At 68.5% G+C, this 20,630-nt stretch carries 18 protein-coding genes and 2 pseudogenes; 15 read left to right on the plus strand and 5 right to left on the minus strand.

From position 1 onward, the window contains the following. The first annotated feature begins 63 nt into the window (after positions 1-63). The 7 genes from fliM to F1599_RS09725 all read left to right on the plus strand — a co-directional run bounded on the left by fliM (position 64) and on the right by F1599_RS09725 (position 5,699). The gene (gene fliM, locus F1599_RS09695) at positions 64-1,071 is read left to right on the plus strand and encodes a flagellar motor switch protein FliM (protein ID WP_150082893.1); all 1,008 of its coding nucleotides are present in this window, start codon (positions 64-66) and stop codon (positions 1,069-1,071) included. Next, a complete protein-coding gene (fliN, locus tag F1599_RS09700) occupies positions 1,064-1,501 on the plus strand; it encodes a flagellar motor switch protein FliN (protein WP_006576009.1) in 438 nt (145 codons plus the stop codon). The genes fliM and fliN overlap by 8 nt, the downstream gene beginning before the upstream one ends. After that, positions 1,498-2,043 (plus strand): flagellar biosynthetic protein FliO, encoded by a 546-nt coding sequence (gene fliO, locus F1599_RS09705; RefSeq protein WP_150082894.1) that lies wholly within the window; start codon positions 1,498-1,500, stop codon positions 2,041-2,043. Before fliN ends, fliO begins: the two co-directional genes overlap by 4 nt. Then, positions 2,040-2,828: a flagellar type III secretion system pore protein FliP gene (fliP, locus tag F1599_RS09710; protein WP_150082895.1), complete on the plus strand. Its 789-nt coding sequence runs from the start codon at positions 2,040-2,042 to the stop codon at positions 2,826-2,828. The genes fliO and fliP overlap by 4 nt, the downstream gene beginning before the upstream one ends. Positions 2,829-2,879: 51 nt before the next feature. Next, positions 2,880-3,149, plus strand: coding sequence for a flagellar biosynthesis protein FliQ (gene fliQ / locus F1599_RS09715; RefSeq protein ID WP_149316426.1), 270 nt, complete (start codon positions 2,880-2,882; stop codon positions 3,147-3,149). A gap of 99 nt (positions 3,150-3,248) precedes the next feature. Beyond that, positions 3,249-4,034, plus strand: coding sequence for a flagellar biosynthetic protein FliR (gene fliR, locus F1599_RS09720; protein WP_150082896.1), 786 nt, complete (start codon positions 3,249-3,251; stop codon positions 4,032-4,034). 273 nt (positions 4,035-4,307) lie between these two features. Next, a complete protein-coding gene (locus F1599_RS09725; RefSeq protein WP_150082897.1) occupies positions 4,308-5,699 on the plus strand; it encodes an MFS transporter in 1,392 nt (463 codons plus the stop codon). Positions 5,700-5,873: 174 nt separating this feature from the next. On the opposite strand, the gene F1599_RS09730 is transcribed toward F1599_RS09725, so the two are convergent. The 3 genes from F1599_RS09730 to F1599_RS09740 all read right to left on the minus strand — a co-directional run bounded on the left by F1599_RS09730 (position 5,874) and on the right by F1599_RS09740 (position 8,764). Then, positions 5,874-6,860, minus strand: coding sequence for a Bug family tripartite tricarboxylate transporter substrate binding protein (locus F1599_RS09730; RefSeq protein ID WP_150082898.1), 987 nt, complete (start codon positions 6,858-6,860; stop codon positions 5,874-5,876). Positions 6,861-6,992: 132 nt separating this feature from the next. Further along, positions 6,993-7,808 (minus strand): SDR family oxidoreductase, encoded by an 816-nt coding sequence (locus tag F1599_RS09735; protein ID WP_149316430.1) that lies wholly within the window; start codon positions 7,806-7,808, stop codon positions 6,993-6,995. 77 nt (positions 7,809-7,885) lie between these two features. After that, a complete protein-coding gene (locus F1599_RS09740) occupies positions 7,886-8,764 on the minus strand; it encodes an IclR family transcriptional regulator (RefSeq protein ID WP_149316431.1) in 879 nt (292 codons plus the stop codon). Between the two features lie 503 nt (positions 8,765-9,267). Between F1599_RS09740 and F1599_RS09745 the strand changes: the two genes are divergently transcribed. The 3 genes and pseudogenes from F1599_RS09745 to F1599_RS26160 form a co-directional block, all read left to right on the plus strand. Further along, positions 9,268-10,131, plus strand: coding sequence for a branched-chain amino acid ABC transporter permease (locus F1599_RS09745; RefSeq protein ID WP_149316432.1), 864 nt, complete (start codon positions 9,268-9,270; stop codon positions 10,129-10,131). A gap of 42 nt (positions 10,132-10,173) precedes the next feature. Further along, positions 10,174-11,226, plus strand: a complete 1,053-nt coding sequence (locus F1599_RS09750; protein WP_150082899.1) for a branched-chain amino acid ABC transporter permease — start codon at positions 10,174-10,176, stop codon at positions 11,224-11,226. Further along, positions 11,219-11,602, plus strand: a pseudogene (locus F1599_RS26160) (ATP-binding cassette domain-containing protein); the annotation flags it as partial. The gene F1599_RS09750 and the pseudogene F1599_RS26160, both read left to right, overlap by 8 nt. Here F1599_RS26160 and F1599_RS26515 read toward each other — a convergent pair. Continuing rightward, a pseudogene (locus F1599_RS26515) lies at positions 11,532-12,266 on the minus strand (extracellular catalytic domain type 1 short-chain-length polyhydroxyalkanoate depolymerase); the annotation flags it as partial. The pseudogenes F1599_RS26160 and F1599_RS26515 overlap by 71 nt on opposite strands. A 140-nt stretch (positions 12,267-12,406) precedes the next feature. On the opposite strand from F1599_RS26515, the gene F1599_RS09765 reads away from it, so the two are divergent. From F1599_RS09765 to F1599_RS09775, 3 genes are all read left to right on the plus strand, one after another. Then, a complete protein-coding gene (locus F1599_RS09765; protein ID WP_149318434.1) occupies positions 12,407-12,940 on the plus strand; it encodes a hypothetical protein in 534 nt (177 codons plus the stop codon). 185 nt (positions 12,941-13,125) lie between these two features. Next, positions 13,126-15,810, plus strand: a complete 2,685-nt coding sequence (locus tag F1599_RS09770) for an ATP-binding protein (protein WP_150082900.1) — start codon at positions 13,126-13,128, stop codon at positions 15,808-15,810. Between the two features lie 364 nt (positions 15,811-16,174). Then, a complete protein-coding gene (locus F1599_RS09775) occupies positions 16,175-16,846 on the plus strand; it encodes a response regulator transcription factor (protein WP_149318436.1) in 672 nt (223 codons plus the stop codon). 55 nt (positions 16,847-16,901) lie between these two features. On the opposite strand, the gene F1599_RS09780 is transcribed toward F1599_RS09775, so the two are convergent. Then, positions 16,902-18,422 (minus strand): alanine/glycine:cation symporter family protein, encoded by a 1,521-nt coding sequence (locus F1599_RS09780; RefSeq protein ID WP_150082901.1) that lies wholly within the window; start codon positions 18,420-18,422, stop codon positions 16,902-16,904. 404 nt (positions 18,423-18,826) lie between these two features. On the opposite strand from F1599_RS09780, the gene F1599_RS09785 reads away from it, so the two are divergent. Together F1599_RS09785 and F1599_RS09790 are read left to right on the plus strand one after the other, a co-directional pair. Continuing rightward, positions 18,827-19,414, plus strand: a complete 588-nt coding sequence (locus F1599_RS09785; RefSeq protein ID WP_150082902.1) for an HAD domain-containing protein — start codon at positions 18,827-18,829, stop codon at positions 19,412-19,414. Between the two features lie 516 nt (positions 19,415-19,930). Beyond that, positions 19,931-20,599 (plus strand): hypothetical protein, encoded by a 669-nt coding sequence (locus F1599_RS09790; RefSeq protein WP_187829204.1) that lies wholly within the window; start codon positions 19,931-19,933, stop codon positions 20,597-20,599. Positions 20,600-20,630: the final 31 nt, after the last annotated feature.

Raw genomic sequence — 20,630 nt, forward strand, 5'->3', positions numbered from 1 at the left:
CGCCCAGGCCGGCGTGCGCGCGGCGCTTCTTTAATCCAGTCGTTCATTGGGGCAGGACATTAAATGGCTTACGACAAATTCCTCTCGCAGGATGAAGTAGACGAGCTGCTCAAGGGCGTATCCGGCGAGGCCGAGACGCCCGAGGCCGTGGCGCCGGTCTCCGAAGACGGCGTGCGGCCCTACAACCTGGCGACCCAGGAGCGCATCGTCCGCGGCCGGCTGCATACGCTGGAAATCATCAACGAGCGTTTCGCGCGCCAGCTGCGCACGGCGCTGTTCAACTTCATCCGCCGCGGCGCGGATATCTCGGTCGGTTCGATCAGGATCGAGAAATACGGCGAGTTCGTGCGCAACCTGCCGGTGCCGACCAACCTGAACCTGGTCCACATGAAGCCGCTGCGCGGCACCGCGCTGTTCGTGTTCGACCCGAACCTGGTGTTCCTGGTCGTCGACAACCTGTTCGGCGGCGACGGGCGCTTCCATACGCGCGTCGAGGGCCGCGACTTCACGCAGACCGAGCAACGCATCATCCGCCGCATGCTGGATCTGGCGCTGGCCAGCTATGGCCACGCGTGGCAGGCGGTCCATCCGATCGAGTTCGAATACGTCCGCTCGGAGATGCACACCAAATTCGCCAACATCGCGATCCCCAACGAGGTCGTGGTGACCACCGCATTCCATATCGAGCTGGGCGCGGTCGGCGGGCAGATGCACGTCTGCTTCCCGTACTCGATGATCGAGCCGGTGCGCGATCTGCTGATGAATCCGCTGCAGGATGAAGTCGAGGTCGACAAGCGCTGGCTGCAGCAGCTGTCGCAACAGCTGCGCGCCGCCGAGGTGGAACTGGTGGCCGAGTTCGCGCATCTGCGCAGCACCGTGGCAGAAGTGCTGGCGCTGCGCGCCGGCGACGTGCTGCCGATCGAGCTGCCCGAGAACGTGATCGGCAAGGTCGACGGCGTGCCGGTCATGCAGTGCAGCTACGGCACGATGAACGGCCAGTACGCGCTGCGTGTGCAGCGCATGTTCAATCATCAAGACAGCGATTCCAACAAGGAAACCGACCATGACTGACGGCAAAGAGGACAAGCCGGCCGATCCGATGGACGACTGGGCGAGCGCCCTGGCCGAGCAAACCAGCGCGACCGCTGCGCCTGAGCCCGCCGCCACGGTGGCGACGGCCACGCCCGCGGCCGCGACGGTCTTCCAGCCGCTGGAGCGCGAAGCGTCGAGCGGCTTCCACAACGATATCGAGATGATCCTCGATATCCCGGTGCAACTGACGGTCGAACTGGGCCGCACCAAGGTACCGATCAAGAGCCTGCTGCAACTGGCGCAAGGTTCGGTGGTCGAGCTCGACGGCCTGGCCGGCGAGCCGATGGACGTGCTGGTCAACGGCTATCTGATCGCGCAGGGCGAGGTGGTGGTGGTCAACGACAAGTTCGGCATCCGCCTGACCGACATCATCACGCCGTCCGAACGCATCCGGAAGCTGAACAAATGAAACCCGCTCGGGGCCGCGCATTGCGGCCCGCGCCTGGCACGCGCTCGTACGCGGCCCGCTCGATCTGCGGTGCGGCGACCGGCCTGCCGGTCCTCGCGCACGCGGCCGATGCGGTGACCGGCGCGACCGGTGCCGGCGCGCTCGCGCAGGCCGGTCTCGGCCTGTTCGCGATCATTGCGCTGATCCTCGGCCTTGCCTGGCTGGCGCGCCGCGCCGGCCTGGTGCGGCATGTCCAGGGCGGTGTGATGAAAGTCGTCGGCAGCACCAGCCTGGGCGCACGCCAGCGCCTGCTGCTGGTCGAGGTCGGCGATACCTGGCTGGTGCTCGGTGTCAGCGCCGGCGAAATCCGCACGCTGCATACGCTGCCGGCCGGCTCCGCATCGCCCGGCGAGGCGATCGCCGCGATGGCCGGCACGGGCGGCATGCGCGGCACGGGTTCGACGCCGATGTCGCCGCACGCCCCGTTCGGCGACAAGGCCACCTTCGCGCAGAAACTGCTGCGCTCGATGCAACAGAACCTGCAACAGACCCTGAAGTCATGAACACCATGTACGCCGCCAGCCGGCGTCGGTCCGGAGCGCCGCTGACGCTGACGCTCGGCCTGCTGCTGGCCGCCGCTCTCGCGCTCGGCACCGATCCCGCGGCCGCGCAGGCGCTGCCGGGCATCGTCAGCCGCCCCGGCCCCGGTGGCAGCCAGACCTGGTCGCTGTCGGTCCAGACGCTGGTCCTGCTGACCTCGCTGTCCTTCCTGCCGGCCGCCCTGCTGATGATGACGGGCTTCACCCGCGTGGTGATCGTGCTCGGCCTGCTGCGCACCGCGCTCGGCACGGCCACGTCGCCGCCGAACCAGGTGCTGATCGGCCTGTCGCTGTTCCTGACCTTCTTCGTGATGTCGCCGGTGCTGGACCGGGTCTACACCGAGGCCTACAAGCCGCTGTCGGAGAACCGCATCAGCCTGGAGCAGGCGGCCGAACGCGCCGCCGCGCCGATGAAGGCCTTCATGCTGAAGCAGACCCGCGAGAAGGACCTCGCGCTGTTCGCGCAGATGGCCAAGACGCCGGAGATGCAGGGCCCCGAAGACGTGCCGCTGCGCGTGCTGGTGCCGGCCTTCGTCACCAGCGAACTGAAGACCGCGTTCCAGATCGGCTTCACGATCTTCATCCCCTTCCTGATCATCGACCTGGTGGTTGCCAGCGTGCTGATGGCGATGGGCATGATGATGGTGCCGCCGGCGACGATCTCGCTGCCGTTCAAGCTGATGCTGTTCGTGCTGGTCGATGGCTGGCAGCTGCTGCTGGGCTCGCTGGCGCAGAGCTTCCTGACCTGACGTGCCACCTTCGATGTACCACGCCGACGCCGCAAGCGCACCGGAGGCCAAATGACGCCGGAAACCGTAATGACCATCGCCACCCAGGCGATGAAGATGACGCTGCTGCTGGCCGGCCCGCTGCTGCTGGTCGCGCTGATCGCGGGCCTGGCGATCAGCCTGTTCCAGGCCGCCACGCAGATCAACGAAATGACGCTTTCGTTCATCCCCAAGCTGCTGGCGCTGTTCATCACGCTGGTGCTGGTGGGGCCGTGGATGATCAACACCTTCGTCGACTACATGCGCGAGGTGTTCGAGGGCATTCCGGGGCTGGTGCGCTGAGCCGGCCGTGAGTCGGCCACGTGCGGCACAGAAGACGACGCAGGTAGCGACGCGGATAGCGGCGCAGACAACGACAACCACGGCAAGAGGCGAGACGCGATGGTATCGGTGACCACGGCCCAGCTCTACGAATGGATCGCGGCCTTCCTGTGGCCGCTGTTCCGGCTGCTCGCGCTGATCGCCACCGCGCCGCTGTTCGGCGAGGGCACCATTCCGCGGCAGGCCAAGATCGGCCTGGCCGCGCTGATCGCGATCGCGATCTCGCCGACCATCGAGAACCTGCCGGTGGTGCCGGTCTATTCCTTCGACGGCTTTCTGCTGATCCTGAACGAGATCGGCGTCGGTATCGCGCTCGGCTTCACGATGCGGCTGGTGTTCGCCGCGGTCGAATACGCCGGCGAAATCATCGGCCTGCAGATGGGCCTGTCGTTCGCCTCGTTCTTCGATCCGAGCGCCGGCGGCCAGACCATGGTGCTGGGGCGCTTCCTCGGCATCGTCGCGATGCTGCTGTTCCTGGCGCTGGACGGCCACCTGCTGATGCTGGCCACGCTGGTCGACAGCTTCTCGGCACTGCCGATCGGCGGCACGCCGTTGTCGGCCGATGGCTGGGCGGCCGTCGCACGTGCGGGCGGCACGGTGTTCTCGTCGGGCCTGCTGCTGGCGCTGCCGCTGGTGGCGGCGCTGCTGACGCTGAACCTGCTGCTGGGCATCCTGAACCGCGCTTCGCCGCAGCTGTCGATCTTCGCGGTCGGCTTCCCGGTCACGCTGGCCGGCGGCATGCTGCTGCTGATGCTGGTGATGCCGCAGATGAACGTCTACATGTCGCACCTGATCGAGAACGGGCTGTCGTCGCTCGAGAGCGTGCTCGGCCAGCTGGCGCGCTGATCGCGAACACCGGCACGGCGCCGGTTACGGGCGCGCACGGCGATGCCATGTCTGCAATGTCTGTGCGAAAACGCGGCACGTGCGCATGATTCCAGCGCGCGCGATATACCACAACGCGGCGATTTGCGGGCGCGCGGCGCTGCGCCGATAATGTCGCCGCCCGGCGCCGGCCAGCATCGGGCCGCGCCATCGGTCCGCTCGCCGCGGCGTACTTGATGCGCGATCGCACCGGGCCGGCCAGCCGCCATCCTCGCCTTCCCCGCCGTACCGTCGATGCATTCAGATCAAGGTCTTCCCCATCCGCAACGCCAGTGGGCGATCCTCACCGTCTTCTGCGGCCTGATCATGGCCGTGCTCGACGGCTCGATCGCCAATATCGCGCTGCCGTCGATCTCCCGCCAGCTCGGCACCGATCCCGGCCATACGATCTGGGTGGTCAACGCCTATCAGCTGACGGTCACCGTCTGCCTGCTGCCGCTGTCCTCGCTCGGCGACATCCTCGGCTACAAGCGCGTCTATCGGATCGGCCTGGCGACCTTCCTGGTCGGCTCGCTGCTGTGCGCGCTGTCGGTCAACCTGCCGATGCTGGTGGCGGCGCGCGTGCTGCAGGGGATCGGCGGCGCCGGCATCATGAGCGTCAACACGGCGCTGGTGCGCTACATTTATCCGCCCACCAAGCTCGGCCGCGGCATCGGCCTGAACGCGCTGGTGGTCGGCATCACGACCGGCATCGGCCCGTCGGTCGGCGCGCTGATCCTGTCGTTCGCCAGCTGGCAATGGCTGTTCGCCATCAACGTGCCGGTGGCGGTGATCGCGCTGAGCCTGAGCCGCTGGGCGCTGCCTGTCACGCCGCCGCAGCCGCGCGCGTTCGACTATCCGAGCGCGCTGCTGTCGGCGGTGGTGATCGGCCTGTTCGTGCTCGGCGTCGATGGCCTGGGCCATGACGGCCTGCGCCGGGCGGCGGTCGGCGGGTTGATCGCGGCGCTGCTGCTCGGCTGGTGGCTGGCACGGATGGAACGTGGCAAGGCGGCGCCGCTGGTGCCGGTGGACCTGTTCGCGAACCGCGCCTTCACGCTGGCGGTGGGCACGTCGTTCTGCTCGTTCATGACGCAGATGCTGGCCTTCGTCGCGCTGCCCTTCTATCTCGAATACCAGCTCGGGCGATCGCTGCAGGAGACCGGGCTGTTGATCACGCCGTGGCCGCTGATGGTGGCCGTGATGGCGCCGCTGTCAGGGCGGCTTTCGGATCGTTTCCCCGCCAGCGTGCTGGCCGGGCTAGGGCTCGCGCTGTTGTGCACGGGGCTGGTCCTGCTGGCGATGCTCGATCGCGGCAGCAGCAGCATCGACGTGCTGTGGCGCATGGCGATGTGCGGGCTCGGCTTCGGCCTGTTCCAGTCGCCGAACAACCGCGCGATGATCGGCGCGACGCCGCCGCATCGCAGCGGCGGCGCCAGCGGCGCGCAGGCGACCACGCGGCTGCTGGGGCAGACCACGGGCACCGCGGTGGTGGCCTTGCTGTTTGCGCTGATCGGGACGTCCGCCTCGCGCACGGCGCTGGGCGTGGCGGCCTGCGTGGCGGCGGTTGGCGCGGCGGTCAGCCTGGCGCGCTTGCGCGGCGTGCCCGACCGGCTGGCGGAACGAGGTACTACTGCGCTCGAGGAATAACCGGGGCGGGGCTCCCCTCTCCCGCGCGCGGGAGAGGAAAAGGCGGTGGTGGTTTTGCGGGCGCTATTGGCAATAGCGGGCGCTGTTGCCCTCTCCCCCGTCCCCTCTCCCGCCGGCGGGAGAGGGGAGAACCGCGTCGCATGACGTAACGCTCGGTGTTGCCGATACCGCCGATTACTGCGGCGTCGTCCCCGAGTCCTTCACCACCTTCGCCCACTTCGCGATCTCGGCCTTCTGGAACGAGGCCAGCGCGTCGGGCGTGCCGAGCACCGGATCGAGGCCGAGGGTCTTCAGCTTGGCCTGCACGTCCGGCAGCGTGAAGATTCGGTTCAGCTCGGAATTGAGCTTGGCCACCACGTCCTTCGGCGTGGTCGCCGGCGCGAAGATCGCGAACCACGAGTCGGCCTGGAAGCCGCTCAACCCCTGCTCGGCCAGCGTCGGAATATCCGGGGCGGAGGCCGAGCGCTTCAGGCTGGTCACGCCCAGCGCGCGCAGCTTGCCTTCCTTGATGACCGGCAGCGCCGACGGCAGGTTGTCGAACATCATCGTGATATGGCCGCCCAGCAGGTCGGGGATCGCCATCGCGCGGCCCTTGTAGGGCACGTGCGTGATCTTGACCCCGGCCACCGTATTGAACAGCTCGCCGGCCACGTGGGGCGAGGTGCCGATGCCGGGCGTGCCGAAGGTCAGCGCGCCGGGCTTGGACTTGGCCAGCGCGATCAACTCGGCGGTGGTCTTGGCCGGCACGCCCGGATGGACCACCAGCACATTGGGCGTCGTCGCCAGCAGGATCACCGGCGTGAAGTCCTTGACCATGTCGTACGGCAGCTTGCTGTAGACCGCGCCATTGATCGAATGGGTGCCGACCGTGCCGAGCGCCAGCGTGTAGCCGTCGCCCGGCGCGCGTGCCACCGCTTCCGCGCCGATATTGCCGCCCGCGCCGGGCTTGTTGTCGACCACCACGGGCTGGCCCCACGACGGCGAGATCTTCTCCGACACGATGCGCGCCAGCGTGTCCGGCGCGCCGCCGGTCGGGAAGCCGACCACGATACGAATCGGCCGGCCCGGATAGGTTTCGGCCTGCACCGCCGGCGCGGCGAACGCGGTGGCAAGCACCGTGGCAAGCGCGGACAGCGCGCCGGTGAATGGGGAAATCCGCATGATCTTTGTCTCCTTTGTGTTGGACGCTTGTTCGGTCTCTGTCGTCTCGATTGCGGCCAATCGGGGCCAATCGTTTCAATCGGCCCGTCGCCGCCATGGGTCAATCCATCTCGAACATCGGCGTGCCGGCGGTCATTGCTTGCCGATGCCGCCGAACTCGCTCATCACCTTCTCCTGCAGCCGCCGCATGCCCTTGAGCCAGCGGTCGTAGTCCTGCCCCTTGCGGCGGTAGTACTCGAGCACCTCGGGATGCGGCAGGATCAGGAAGCGTTCGTCGCGGATGCCTTCCAGCGTCACCGCGGCCACGTGCTCGGCCGTGACCGAGCCCTCCTGCAGGAAACCCTTGCGCTCGCCGTTCTCGCCGAACAGCATCTTGGTCTGCACGCCCTGCGGGCAGATGCAGCTGACCTTGATGCCGCGATCGCCGTAGGTGATCTCCAGCCATTCGGCGAAGCCGATCGCCGCGTGCTTGGTCACCGCATACGGCGCCGAGCCGATCTGCGACAGCAGGCCCGCCGCCGACACCGTATTGACGAAATAGCCCTCGCCGCGCTCGAGCATCTGCGGCAGCACGGCATTGGCGGCGTGGATGTGGGCCATCACGTTGATTTCCCAGATGCGCTGCCATTCGTCGGCGGTGGCATCGAGGCCCTTGCGCAGGATGATGCCGGCGTTCGAGCAGAACACGTCGACCTGGCCGAAGCGGCGCGTGGCCTCGTCGGCCAGCGCCTGCACCGCGGCCGCATCGGCGACATCGGTGCGGCAGCCGAAGGTCTGGCACGACGGCGCCAGCTCGGCCGCCTCCGCGGCGACCTGCTGCGCGCCGCGCTCGTCCAGATCGGCGACCGCGATGCCACGCGCGCCCGCCTTGGCGAACGCCAGTACCAGTGCCCGCCCGATGCCGGTGGCGCCGCCCGTGACGACGACGGTCTTGTTGCTGATCTCCATGCCTGTCTCCTTGTGCTGATGATTGTGGTGGTCGAGATGTCGTGGGTATTGGTGATGGTCCCGATGGCCAGGTCCGCTCAGCCGTGGACGCGCCACAGCCTGCCCTGCAGCGCCTCGGCAAGCTGACGCACGCGCGGGCCGAGATTCGCCTCGAGGATTTCCGGCGTCAGCCGCGAGGCCGCGCCGCCGATATTGATCGACAGCACTTCGGTACCGCCTTCGAGCACCACCGGCGCGGCGGCCCCGCTGACGGTGCGGTCCCATTCGGCATGCGCGACACAGAAGCCGCGCCGCCCGTAGTCGCGCAAGGACCGTTCGAGCTTGCTCCGAATCGTCGGCCAGCGCGTCTGATAGTGGCGCTCCAGATCCCCCAGCACGCTGGCGCGCCGCGCCGCGGGCAAACCCGCGAGCCAGGCGCGGCCGATCGCCGAGGTCGCGATCGGCAGGCGCGAGCCCGGCGTCAGCCGCATCACCAGCGCGCCGCGCGGTTGGCAGACTTCGAGATAGACCATCTCGTGGCGGTCGGGCGTGGCAAGGGCAACGGTGCAGCCGGTGGCGAAGGCCAGCGACTGCATCAGCGGCTGCGCGACCTCGCGAATGCCGGAGGTCGCGAGATACCGGTGACCCAGCACCATCGCGCCCTGGCCCAGGCGGTATTTCTCCAGCGACTCGACATACACCAGGTATCCGAGCCGCGTCAGCGTATAGGTCAGCCGCGACACCGTCGGCCGCGGAATGCCGGTACGGCGCGACAGCTCCGCATTGCCGAGATAGTCGTCCTGCGGCCCGAACGCGCGCAGCAGATCGAGACCGCGCGCGAGCGCCGTGACGAAGCTGCGATCCTCGGCCTCCGCGGGATTTCCGGGACCCGCCTCGTCGGCATCGCGCAATGCGCTCGCCGGCACCGTCGAGGGCGGCTCGGCGACAACGGGAATCACGGTGGCGGTGCGCTTCATGATCGGCGGTCCAGGCGGAAATCGGGGCGGAATCGAGGCGGAAATCGAGCGGAAAGCCGGGCGCGACAGCGGCGGCAGCGGCCGAAAAGCAGGGAAAACCCGCGCGCATTTGACCGCGCTGCGACAGCGAAAAACCCCTGCGCGGCCGGGCCGGAAACCCCTATTTCGCTGTGCGAAAGACTATTCCGTATTCCTTGACTGTGCCTCAAGCCCTATGCAACAGTCAACGAAAACGAACGATCGTGCGGAGACGCTGCGACACACCTCGCAGCGGTCAGTCACGACACGAATAACCGGTATGAAAGCTGGGCATCTTGCGGCCCGGATCGACCGTTTCAGGAGACCGCCATGCAACCCTTTCCGATGCGCGCCAAGCCGCGCAGTTGACCCCCACATTGGTTGACCGGCAGGCCGCGTCTTTTTTCGCGGCGCTGTCCTGCCACGCGCATCGGTTCGCCGAAGCGCGCCCCCGTTTGCGATTTCGATCTGCATGAGGTGAGTCGGTGTCAATGTTCTTCCAACAGTTTCTGAACGGGCTGACGCTCGGCGGGGTCTACAGCCTCGTCGCGCTCGGCCTGACGCTGGTCTACGGCATCCTGCACGTACCCAACTTCGCGCACGGCGCCTTCTACATGGCCGGCGCCTACGTCTCGTATTACATGATGACGTCGCTGGGCGTGAACTACTGGCTGGCGATGGTCGCCGCGGCGCTGGCCGTGGCGCTGCTGTCGATGCTGGCCGAGCGGCTGGTCTTCCATCCGCTGCGCAACGCGCCCGAGCTGCACGACATGATCGCGGCGATCGGCATCCTCCTGTTCCTGGAAGCGGGCGCACAGGCGCTGTGGGGCGCCGACTTCCATCGCATGCCGACACCCTACGGGCAGCTGGTCGAGGTGTTCGGCCTGACCGCGCCGCTGCAGCGGCTGCTGATCATCGCCGCCGCCTTCACGCTGATGGTGGTGCTGCATCTGTTCCTGACCCGCACCGTGACCGGCTCGACCATCGTCGCGATGGCGCAGAACCGCGAAGGCGCGGCGCTGGTCGGCATCGACGCGACGCGCGTCACGCTGCTGGTGTTCGCGATCTCCGGCGCGCTGGCCGCGATCGCCGCCACGCTGTATGCGCCGATCAACCTGGTCTATCCGGCGATGGGGCACCTGGTCATCACCAAGGCCTTCGTGATCATCATCCTCGGCGGCATGGGCAGCATCCCCGGCGCGATCCTGGGCGGCCTGATCATCGGCATGGCGGAGAGCTTCGGCGGCTTCTACGTGTCGACCGACTACAAGGACATCATCGCCTTCGTGCTGCTGGTGATCATCCTGTCGATCCGGCCGCAGGGCCTGTTCGCCGGCAAGGCCGCGTGACGGCCGCCGCATCGAAGCGCACAAGGTAGGAGAACTCTCGACATGAACGCATTGCAAGGCAAGACCGGCTGGGCGTTGCTGCTGGCGCTGGCCATCGCGTTTCCGCTGCTGACGACCAACAGCTATTACCTGACGGTGATGACGCTGGCCTTCATCTACGCGATCGCGACGCTGGGCCTGAACCTGATCACCGGCTACACCGGCCAGCTCAATCTCGCGCACGGCGGCTTCATGGCCATCGGCGCCTATACGCTGGGCATCCTGACCGTCGATCACCAGATGCCGTTCTGGGCCGCCTTCGTGCTGTCCGGCGTGGTCTGCATGATCGTCGGCTATGTGGTCGGCGTGGTATCGCTGCGGCTCAAGGGCCATTACTTCTCGATCTTCACGCTGTGCATCGGCTACATCATCTACCTGCTGATCGAGAAGTGGGAAAGCCTGACGCACGGCACGGTCGGCCTGATCGGCATTCCGGTACCGGCCGCGATCGGCCCGGTAACCTTCGACAGCGTGCAGGCGCAGTACTACCTGGTGCTGTTCTTCCTGGTGATCGGCGCCTTCCTGATGCACCGGATCGTCAGCTCGCTGCTGGGCCGCAGCTTCATGGCGGTGCGCAACAGCGACGCGCTGGCCGAGGCGCTGGGCATCGACCTGATGCGCACCAAGGTGCTGTCCTTCGTGCTGTCGGTGGCCTATGCGGGCTTCGCCGGTGCACTGTATGCGGGCCACGTGCGCTTCCTCGGTCCGGACATCGCGCGAACCGACCTGACCTTCGACATGGTGATGGCGATGCTGGTCGGCGGCATCGGCACGCTGCTCGGGCCGCTGCTGGGCGCGCTGCTGGTGCCCTGGGTCACGCAGACGCTGCAGTTCCTGCAGGACTACCGCATGCTGGTGTTCGGCCCGGTGCTGATCCTGCTGATCATCTTCCTGCCCGACGGCATCGTCGGGACCTACCTGAAGCGCCAGGCGCGCCGTGCCGCCGCCGCGCGCCGCGGCCAGCGCCAGCCGGCACGCCGCGCCGCCGGAGATGAGGCAGCCGACGGCAAGGCCGCTGCGCCCGCCCCCGCTTCCGCCGGAGCCGACCATGCTTGAGATCCGCAACCTGACCAAGAAATTCGGCGGGCTGACCGCGGTCAACGATGTCTCGGTGACCTTCGAGGCCGGCCATATCAACGCCATCATCGGCCCGAACGGCGCCGGCAAGACGACCTTCTTCAACCTGGTCGCCGGCACCCATGCGCCAAGCTCCGGCGAGGTGCTGTTCAAGGGCACCAACGTGGCCGGCATGCGGGCCGACCGCATCGCCCGCCTGGGCATCGCCCGCACCTTCCAGGCCACCGCGCTGTTCGATCGCGCCACCGTGCTCGACAACCTGATCGTCGGCCATCGGCTGCGCACCCATGCGGGCCTGCGCCCACCACCACGCCGGAATGCAGGCCGACCGCGGCGATCCTGTCGGGATAGCGCAAGGCCACCACGGCCGCCATCGCGGCACCGGCGGACAGGCCGGCAAGGTACACCCGATCGGGACACACATCGCGCCGCAAGGCCAGCGCATCGATCAGCGCGGCGATCGCCTGCGCTTCGCGCGCGCCCTCGCTGGCGGCGAGGTCGAACCATTGCCAGCAGCGCTGCAACTGCCGCCGCAGCGGCTGTTCGGCATAGGCAACCAGAAAGCCCTCGCGCTCGGCGAGCGCATTCATGCGCGTGCCGGCGGCGAAGTCCTCGGCGGTCTGCCGGCAGCCATGCAGCATCACCACCAGCGGCAGCGGCCCGCGGTGCCGGCGCGACGGCTCGTAAAGCCAGTAGCTCAACTGCGATACCAGTTCGCCGGGCATTGCCGGCAGCTTCAGGCGCCACTGCGACCACTGCCCCGGCAGCGGACCGGCAGGCAGCGCGAGCGGCGGCGGAACGCGCGTGCGGGCGGTGGGAGCCGTGGTGCCCCGTCCGTGCAAGCGATCGAGCCAGTCGCCAAGGTGACGGGCCGACTGACGCGGCAGCGTGCCGATCTGCCGCCACGGACGCTGCCAATTTCCCATCAAGCTTCTTGCCATGCGCGGTTTGCGGAAGCGCGCGAACGCTCCGGGTTGATTTTTGCTGCGTTGCAGCATAGCACATGGATTTGAACGCATTTCGCTTGCCAATGTAGGACAGTGACTGACAGCACACCGGCAATCGGCTCGCTATGGTTTCGCCATGGCGAACGGGCAGCCCGCCCGCAGCCGCCATTCGAGGCCAACTCGATACCGGTATCTTCATGCGGAACTCGCTTTTGATTTCGTTGCCCCACCCCTGGCGCGCAGCCGCCCTGATCGCCTGCGCATCGTGGCCGGCGGTGGCCCAGCATGGCAACGCCGCCGCCTCGACCACCGCGCCGTCGAGCATGTCGGCACTGGCCCGGTTGCTGGTCGGGGTGGCCGACGGCCGGCCCACCGGCATGAACGGCGTCACGCGGCTGACCGGTTCCGGCAGCAGCACCGATGTGGCGCTGGGCAGCGCCTGCCGCGAGCTGACGCGCTCCGGCCCCATCCTGCTCGATACCGCCACGCGTCTGGACGGCTGCCGCGGCGAAAGCGGCAAGCGCGTGGTCTTCCATCTGAATCTCGTTCGTTTCGATGCCTCGCGCGAGGGCACCGCCGCCTTCATGGCCAGCGCCACGCCGGCTCTGGTGCGCGGCATCTGTCGCAATCCCGATGTACCGGTGCTGGGCCGCCTGGGCATCGCACTGGTGTTTCGCTACACCGGCATCGGCGACCGGCCGGTCGGCGAAATCGCGATCGCGCCCGGCCGCTGCGAACAGGATTGATCCCGGCATCGGATTCGGAGCAACGCGTCCGATAGAACACCGTCCGCGTCGAACTGCGATAGTCGCGGCATGGCGCATTGGCTAGATTCCTCCGCTTCACTGTGTCTGCCCGGAGGTCGCCGCGATGCCAACCCCTCTTGCCAACCGCACGCCGTGCATGGCGGCGACGATGCGCCGGCCGGCCGATGCAGCGCTCTGAGCGTCGGCTGTACGGGTTGATGTCGTGCGGCTGCCTGCTGTGGGCGGCGCTGGTGGCCGCGCAGCTCGGCCGCATCCAGACGCAGCGCGACGATACCGGAGCAGTGCGCGAACGGCTCGCCGACACGCTGACCAGTGCCGAACGGCGCTGGCTGGCCGCCCATCCGGTGGTGCGCTACAGCGCATCGCCGATCGGTGGGCCGATGGCCTTCGTCGGCGCCGGTGGACATGCCGCCGGCATCGCCGTACAGACGCTCGAGCAGGTCGGCCGCATCACCGGCCTGCGTTTCGAACCGGTCTGGCAGCAAGACCCCGGGGCGCGCGAAGCGGCCCTGCGCGACGGCACGGTGCTGCTGGTGCCCGCGGTGACGGCGGACTTGCCGCCGCCGGATGCCGCCGCGATGCGCGAATCGGGACGCCGGGCGCGCCGGTTGCAGCCATCGCTGCCCTATCTGATTACGCCATGGGTCATCACCACCCACGCCGCCAACGGCGCCATCCGCGATGCCGCGGGCCTGGCCGGCATGCGCATCGCCGTGCGCCGCAGCAGCCGCGGCCTGGCGGAGCGTCTCGCACAGGTTCCCAACGCCACCGTCATCCGCACCAGTTCCACGACCGAGGCTTACCGCATGGTCGCGCACGGCCAGGCCGACGCCGCGGTCGACACGCTGACCTGCGCGCACTACATGGTCCGCTACGCCTTCGCGCCATGGCTGCGCGTGGCCGCTCCGCTCGGCCCGCAGCCGGCCGCGATCGGCTTCGGCGTTTCGCCGGCGGCGCCGCAGCTGCGCATGATCCTGAACAAGGCATTGGCCGCGATCCCGCCAGCGCACTGGGACGCGCTGCAGGCCGGCTGGGTGTCGACGGCGCCGATGCCCGCTGCGGTTCCCGCTGCGCTGCCGGCGCCCGCGCACGCGCACCACGGACGTCGGCCATGGCTGCTGACCTGCTCGCTCGGCACCTTGCTGTGGATGACGGCAATGGGTGCGTGCGCGGTCGCCCTGCATCGCCACGGCCGGCGCATCGCCCGCGCCGCCACTACGCTGCACCGGCGCTTGGGCCACGCAAGCCCGGCCACCCACCGCAGCGCGGCCGGCATGCGGCCGTCCGCGGACGGCGGCCACCGTGGTCCCTCGCCTTGTGTGGGCTCTGCCGTCGGCGCTGCCGTCGGTGCTTCCCCCGGCGCTTCGCCCGATGCGGACCGCCTGAGCCTGCTGGCGACGATCTGCCATGAAATCCGGACACCGATGCACGCGGTGATCGGCATCCTCGATCTGCTCAAGCACAAGACCGCGATCCATGGCGAGGCCCGCCACTACATCGACACCGCGCACGACTGCGCCAAGTCGCTGGTCGCGCTGGTCGGCGATCTGCTCGACATGGCGCGGCTGGAGGCGGGCCGAATGGAAATCCGGCCGGAGCCGGTGCAGCTCGATACGCTGCTGCAGCAGTGGGTCCAGGCGTTTCGGCCGCTGGCGGCATCGCGCGGTCTGCGCATCCGCCTGCAGTTGGGCACGCTGCGGGCCCGTCGCCATCGGGCCGACCCGCAGCGGCTGCGGCAGGTGGTCGGCAATCTGCTCAGCAATGCGATCAAGTTCAGCGGCCATGGCGACATCACGGTGAAGCTCGAGAGCGCGGGCGAGGATGTCGATCGGGAAACGGTGCGCATCGTGGTGCGCGACCGCGGCCCCGGCATCGCCGCGGACCAGATGCCCCGGCTGTTCGAGCCGTTCTTCCGGGCCGCGGAAGCGCGCTCGACCAGCGGTACCGGCCTCGGTCTGTCGATCTCGCGCCAGCTCGCCCGCCAGATGGGCGGGGACCTCGAACTGCTCAGCCGGCCGGGCCAGGGCACCACCGCGCTGCTGACCCTGACGCTGGCCGCGGAGGCCTGTGCAGGACGCGCGCTGCGCGGCGACAGCCGTCAGGCCGCTCGCGGCCGGCCGGCGATCGCGCCATTGCGCAAGGGCTATTGCGCGCTGATCGTCGACGACCATCCGGCGGGCCGGATGCTGCTGGCCAGGCAGCTGCGTCATCTGGGTGTGGAGGCAATCGGTACCGGCGATGCCCACGAGGCGCTGGTGCGGTGCGCGGCGCCGGACCCCACCTTCGATCTCGTGATCCTCGACTGCAACATGCCCGGCATGGACGGCTTCACGCTGGCGCGCAAGCTGCGCGCGCAGGAGCGGGCCCTGGCCCGGCCGCGCGTGCCCGTGCTTGGCTACAGCGCCGACGCGCGGCCGCACAACCGCCAGCAAGCCCTGGCAGCCGGCATGGACGATTGCCTGTTCAAGCCGATCGATCTCGACACGCTCGGGCGCGCATTGCAACACTGGCTGGGGGACCCGCCGGGCGGGCGATGCCTTTCGACGCCATTTGCCGCAGCGCCCCACGCGCCGGCCCCCGATGCGGCGGTACGGGCAGCCTTGCTGGCCGGCAACACGGCGGATCTGGCCGCGCTGCGCGTCACTGTGGCGCGCGCCGACTGGCGGGCGGCCCACGCCATCGCGCACCGTATCAAGGGCGCCGCGCGGATGGTATCGGCCGATGCCGTCGCGGCGGGCTGCGAGGCGCTGGAGGCGGCGTGCCGCGACGGCGATGCCGCCGGCGTGGCGGCCGCGATGGCGCAACTGGTGCCGGCGCTCGCGCGGTGGGCCAGGACGCTGTCGAGCTGAGCGCAGCGGAGCTGACCCCGCCCTGCCGGCCGGACTCAGCCGCACACCCTCGCACCCGATCCCGTTTTGAGACTCGTCTTATCGCTTCGCGCTCCCTTGCCCACTAATCTGGCGGGGCATTGCAGCGCTTTCCGACTATTTCCCGTTTTTGGTCTGAGGGTGGGCATGTGCGCTGTCGCTGTGCCGGGCGGTAGTGTCGTCCTGTCCGTACCTCCATCGTGTCATGGGGCCGCCCGATACAGATGTCACGCGCTTTGCGCCGCACGGCATTTGCCGCGCGGCGCTTCTTTTCCGATGGACCGCACGCCCTGGCACCAGCCGCGCTCTGCGACGGGGCTCGGCACGCGGGCGCAGGAGCAATGGCATGGCACTGAACATCGTCGTCGCGGACGACCACCCCGCGATCTCCCTGGCGATCCGCAGCGTCCTGCAAGGGCACGCCGGCTGGCAGGTCTGCGCTGACGTGACGACGCCCGAGGCACTGTTTCGCGCCATCGCTACGTGTACGCCCGACGTCGTGGTCACCGACTACCATATGCCGGGCGGCCAGGCCAAGGATGGATTGCGGATGCTCGGGCAGATGCGACGGCAGCATCCGCAGATGCGCGTGGTGGTGCTGACGATGATGACCAACCCGCTGATCCTGCGCGCCATCGCGGAGGTGCCGGTGCAGGGCATCCTGCTGAAGGATTCGCCGCTCGACGAGCTCGTCCACACCCTGGTCCAGGTCGAGCGCGGCCAGACCTATATCGGCAAATCGGCGGCGCGCATCCTGGCGGAATCGAGTTCGCGCTACCCCTGTCCGGAGGAACGGGCCGGCATCGGCAGCCTGTCGGTGCGGGAAACTGAGGTGCTGCGGCTCTATCTGAGCGGCAAGTCGGTGACACAGATCGCCACGGCCTTGAGCCGCAGCGTCAAGACCATCAGCCGGCAGAAGAACTGCGCGATGCAGAAGCTGGGGGCCAGCAACGACAGGGAACTGTTCGACTTTGCCGCGCGACAGGATTTGATGCTGCCGCAGCCGTCGGCGGGCTAGCCGACGGCGTACGGTCCGGCACGCACGACTTGTTCGTGCGCCCTTGGTCGTTCCCTTATTCGGCGGAGCGCGGTGCCGCGATGACCGGCGAGACGGCGGGCTCGCCGCCGTCCTGATCGTCGCCCGGGCGGCGCTGCTTGACGCCGGCCGCACGCTGCTCCCAGAAGACCGCGTTATCGATCCCCAGCGGACCCGGCACGAAATTCGGGTCGAGGCCCTGCCGCTTCTGCGCCTCGTAGTCGCGCAGCGCCTTCAGCGCGGGCTTCTGCAGGATCACGATCGCCACGATGTTGAGCCACGCCATCAGGCCCACGCCGATATCGCCCAGCGCCCAGGCCAGCGTCGCGGTGCGCACGCAGCCGTACAGCGTGGCGGCCAGGATCGCGATCTTCAGCAGGAACACCATCCACGGGCGGTGGATCTTGCGGTTGATATACGCGACGTTGGTCTCGGCGATGTAGTAGTAGGCGACGATGGTCGTGAACGCGAAGAAGAACAGCGCGATCGCCACGAAGGCGGCGCCAAAGCCAGGCAGCACGCTTTCGACCGCATGCTGCGTGAAGCCCGGTCCCGCTTCCACGCCGGCCAGGCCGGTGTGCAGCGCTTCCTTGGCGGGACCGACCACGTTGTAGGCGCCGGTGATCAGGATCATGAAGGCCGTCGCCGAGCAGACGAACAGCGTGTCGACATAGATCGAGAACGCCTGCACCAGGCCCTGCTTGGCCGGATGCGAGACTTCGGCGGCCGCCGAGGGATGGGGGCCGGTACCCTGGCCGGCTTCGTTCGAGTAGACGCCGCGCTTGACGCCCCACTGGATCGCCAGGCCGAGCACCGCGCCGAAGGCCGACTCCAGGCCGAAGGCGCTACGCAGGATCAGGCTCATGACCTCGGGCAGCTTGCCGACGTTGAGCGCGACGATCACGCAGGCCACCAGGATGTAGCCCAGCGCCATGAACGGCACCACGATCTCGGCGAACTTGGCGATGCGCTTGACGCCGCCGAAGATGATCAGGCCGAGCAGAATGACCAGCACCGCGCCGGTCACCGCCGGATCGATGCCGAATGAATTGGTCATGCCGGCCGCGATGCTGTTCGACTGCACGCCGGGCATCAGCACGCCGCAGGCAAGGATCGTCGCCAGCGCGAAGATCCAGGCGTACCACTTGGTGCCCAGCCCTTTCTCGATGTAGTACGCCGGGCCGCCGCGATACTGGCCGTCGACCTCTTCCTTGTAGATCTGCGCCAGCGTCGATTCCACGAACGCCGTGCTGGCGCCGAGGAAGGCCATCACCCACATCCAGAACACCGCGCCGGGACCGCCGAAGGTAATGGCGGTTGCCACGCCAGCGATATTGCCGGTGCCGACCCGTCCCGACAGCGACATCGCCAGGGCCTGGAAGGAGCTGACACCCTGTGCCGAGGACTTGCCGTCCAGCATCAGGCGGATCATGCCGAAGAAGTGCCGCACCTGGGCAAATCGAGTGCGAATGGAGAAATACAGGCCGACGCCCAGGCACAGGTAGATCAGTGCCGAGCTCCAGATGATGCCGTTGACGGCATCGACGATTTCGTTCATGGCGAATCTCCGAGTCGGGTTCGGGCGAGATGGTGCCCGTCAGTCGGCGGTCGAGGCGCCCCGGGGTCGAGGCAAAACCGCCCCCCTGGAAAAAGGCGTAACCATACCGCAACCGCTCGTTGTCACCCCACCTAGGGAGAACCCGAATTCGTCGTCCGAAACGGCCTCTGGCGCGTTGTGGGATGCAGGATCGTGCACCACGAGCGGGCATGATCGGCGGGGTCGCAAGCGCCTCAAATGTGTCGCCGGGAAACAAAAGTCGGCACTGACAGGCGGTTTTTACGTCACCGAACCACAAGTTACAGAACTGTTTCATGTTGTCGCCGCCGAGGCCGGCCGCAGGCCCGATCGTGCGTCGTAACCTGAACGCTCCCCTACCGCTCCGATGGATGCAGAGGAATCTCATGTCTGAACGATTGATCATGCTCGACGTGCCCGGAGTGCTGTTCTCCGAGCGCTCCGCCGCGCGGCTGGGCGGCAAACCGGAAGCCGGCGCGGTGCGCGAACTGCGCCTGTTCGATCCGGTCGCGCTGGGCTTCGTACGGCGGCTGTTCGGGCTGGCCGGCGCCCGTGTGGTGCTGCCGCATGCCTGGAGCACCGGCGCCCGCTCGGCCCTGGTGCAACAGCTTGACCTGCAGGTACATGCCTTCGCGCCGGCGGCCAACGGCGGCTTCGGCGCCGAGGTGGCCGCCTATCTGGCCGCAACCCGGCCCGTTCCGCAGAACTACGTGGTGCTGACCGCCGATGCAGCCTCCGTCGATGCGTCGCTGCAGTCCCGCCTGATCGCACTCGATCCGGCCAAGGGACTGACGCTGGACGACTTCAAGCAGGCGCTGGACCTGCTGGGCGTGGCCTGCCCCAATGGCATGTATCCGCCGACGCAGCCCGACCCGCGCCTGCAGGCACGGCTGCAGCAACTGCGGCGCGCCGCCCGCCATGGCGCCCTGCCCGGATTGGTGCCGTCGCCGCTGGCCGAGCCGGCGCACGCCTGAGTTCGGCCCACGCCTGCCGCGGCGCACGCTTGAGCTGGGCGCAAGCCTGAGCCTGGTGCACGCCGAGACTCCGGGCACGCCGGACCTTCTCCGTCGGGATCAGCCCGCATAGGCAGTCCCGCCCCCCGTCTGCATAATGTGGCGGCATGAACCGAGGGGGCGGAGATGACAGCAGCCGCGCTGGCTGACCGACGCGGCATCCACTGGCGACGCGGCTGGACGCGGCCTCTGCCGACCGTCCTTGCCGCGACGGTTGCCGCGGCCCTCGCCCGGGCCCTTGGCGTGGTCCTCGCGGCCGTCGTTGCCGCCCTCTGGGCGCCAGGCTCGCACGCGCAGCCGGCCGGACCGCCGGCGTCCTCCGCGGCGCCTGCCACTCTCGCCAATCCGGCCCCTCCCGCCGCTGCTGCCGCTCCGGCCACCCCATCCGTCCAACCTGCCGACGCCACCGCTCCGCCGGTCTGCCAGGCACCGTGGTTCCGCAGCGGCGCCCGCGCGCAGCTCGAGGCCGATGGCCAGATGCCGATGTCGATCACGATGACGGTGCGCCATCCCGGCCCCGTGCCGGGCGGCTGCGCGGCCTGGCTCGACATCCATTCGAAGTCCGCGCTGGCCGCGATGATGGGCCCGCCGGTGGTCATGGACCAGATGCACCGGCTGACGCTGGTGCGCGATACGGGCTCGGCCAATGGCCGGATCAGCAGCCAGCACGCCACCATCAACGCCCAGGCCCGCTATGCCCGGCTGTTCGGCGAGGCCTCGTTCGAGGGCACGGGCCTGTTGTCCTATGCCGGCCACGATATCCGCGAGGGCGCCACGCTGCCCGGCGAGTCGCTGCATTCCACCGCCAGCCTGCAGATCAACAGCCTGCATTCGGGCGAAGCGGTGACCACCATCCGCGTGCCACGCGCAACCATCTACATCGGCGAGCGCCGGGTCGGCCGGCGGCAACATATCGACACGCCGCTTGGCCGCCGCGAATGCCTGCCGATCCGGTACGACAAGCAGGCCTCGCTGGGCGAGGTCCATATCGGCGACGACGTCGAACGGCCGGACCCGTACAGCATGACCGTGACCGACTGGTACTGCCCCAGCGAAGCCTTCGTGCTGCGCACGGAGATCCGCCAGGGCGACCAGCAGCAGGTCATCGAGACCACGGCGATCGGCATGCCGGAGGGCGGGCGGTAGGGCCTGCGGCAAGGCGGGCGACAGGGTTGGC

Source organism: Cupriavidus cauae (genome assembly GCF_008632125.1).
GTDB lineage: Bacteria > Pseudomonadota > Gammaproteobacteria > Burkholderiales > Burkholderiaceae > Cupriavidus > Cupriavidus cauae.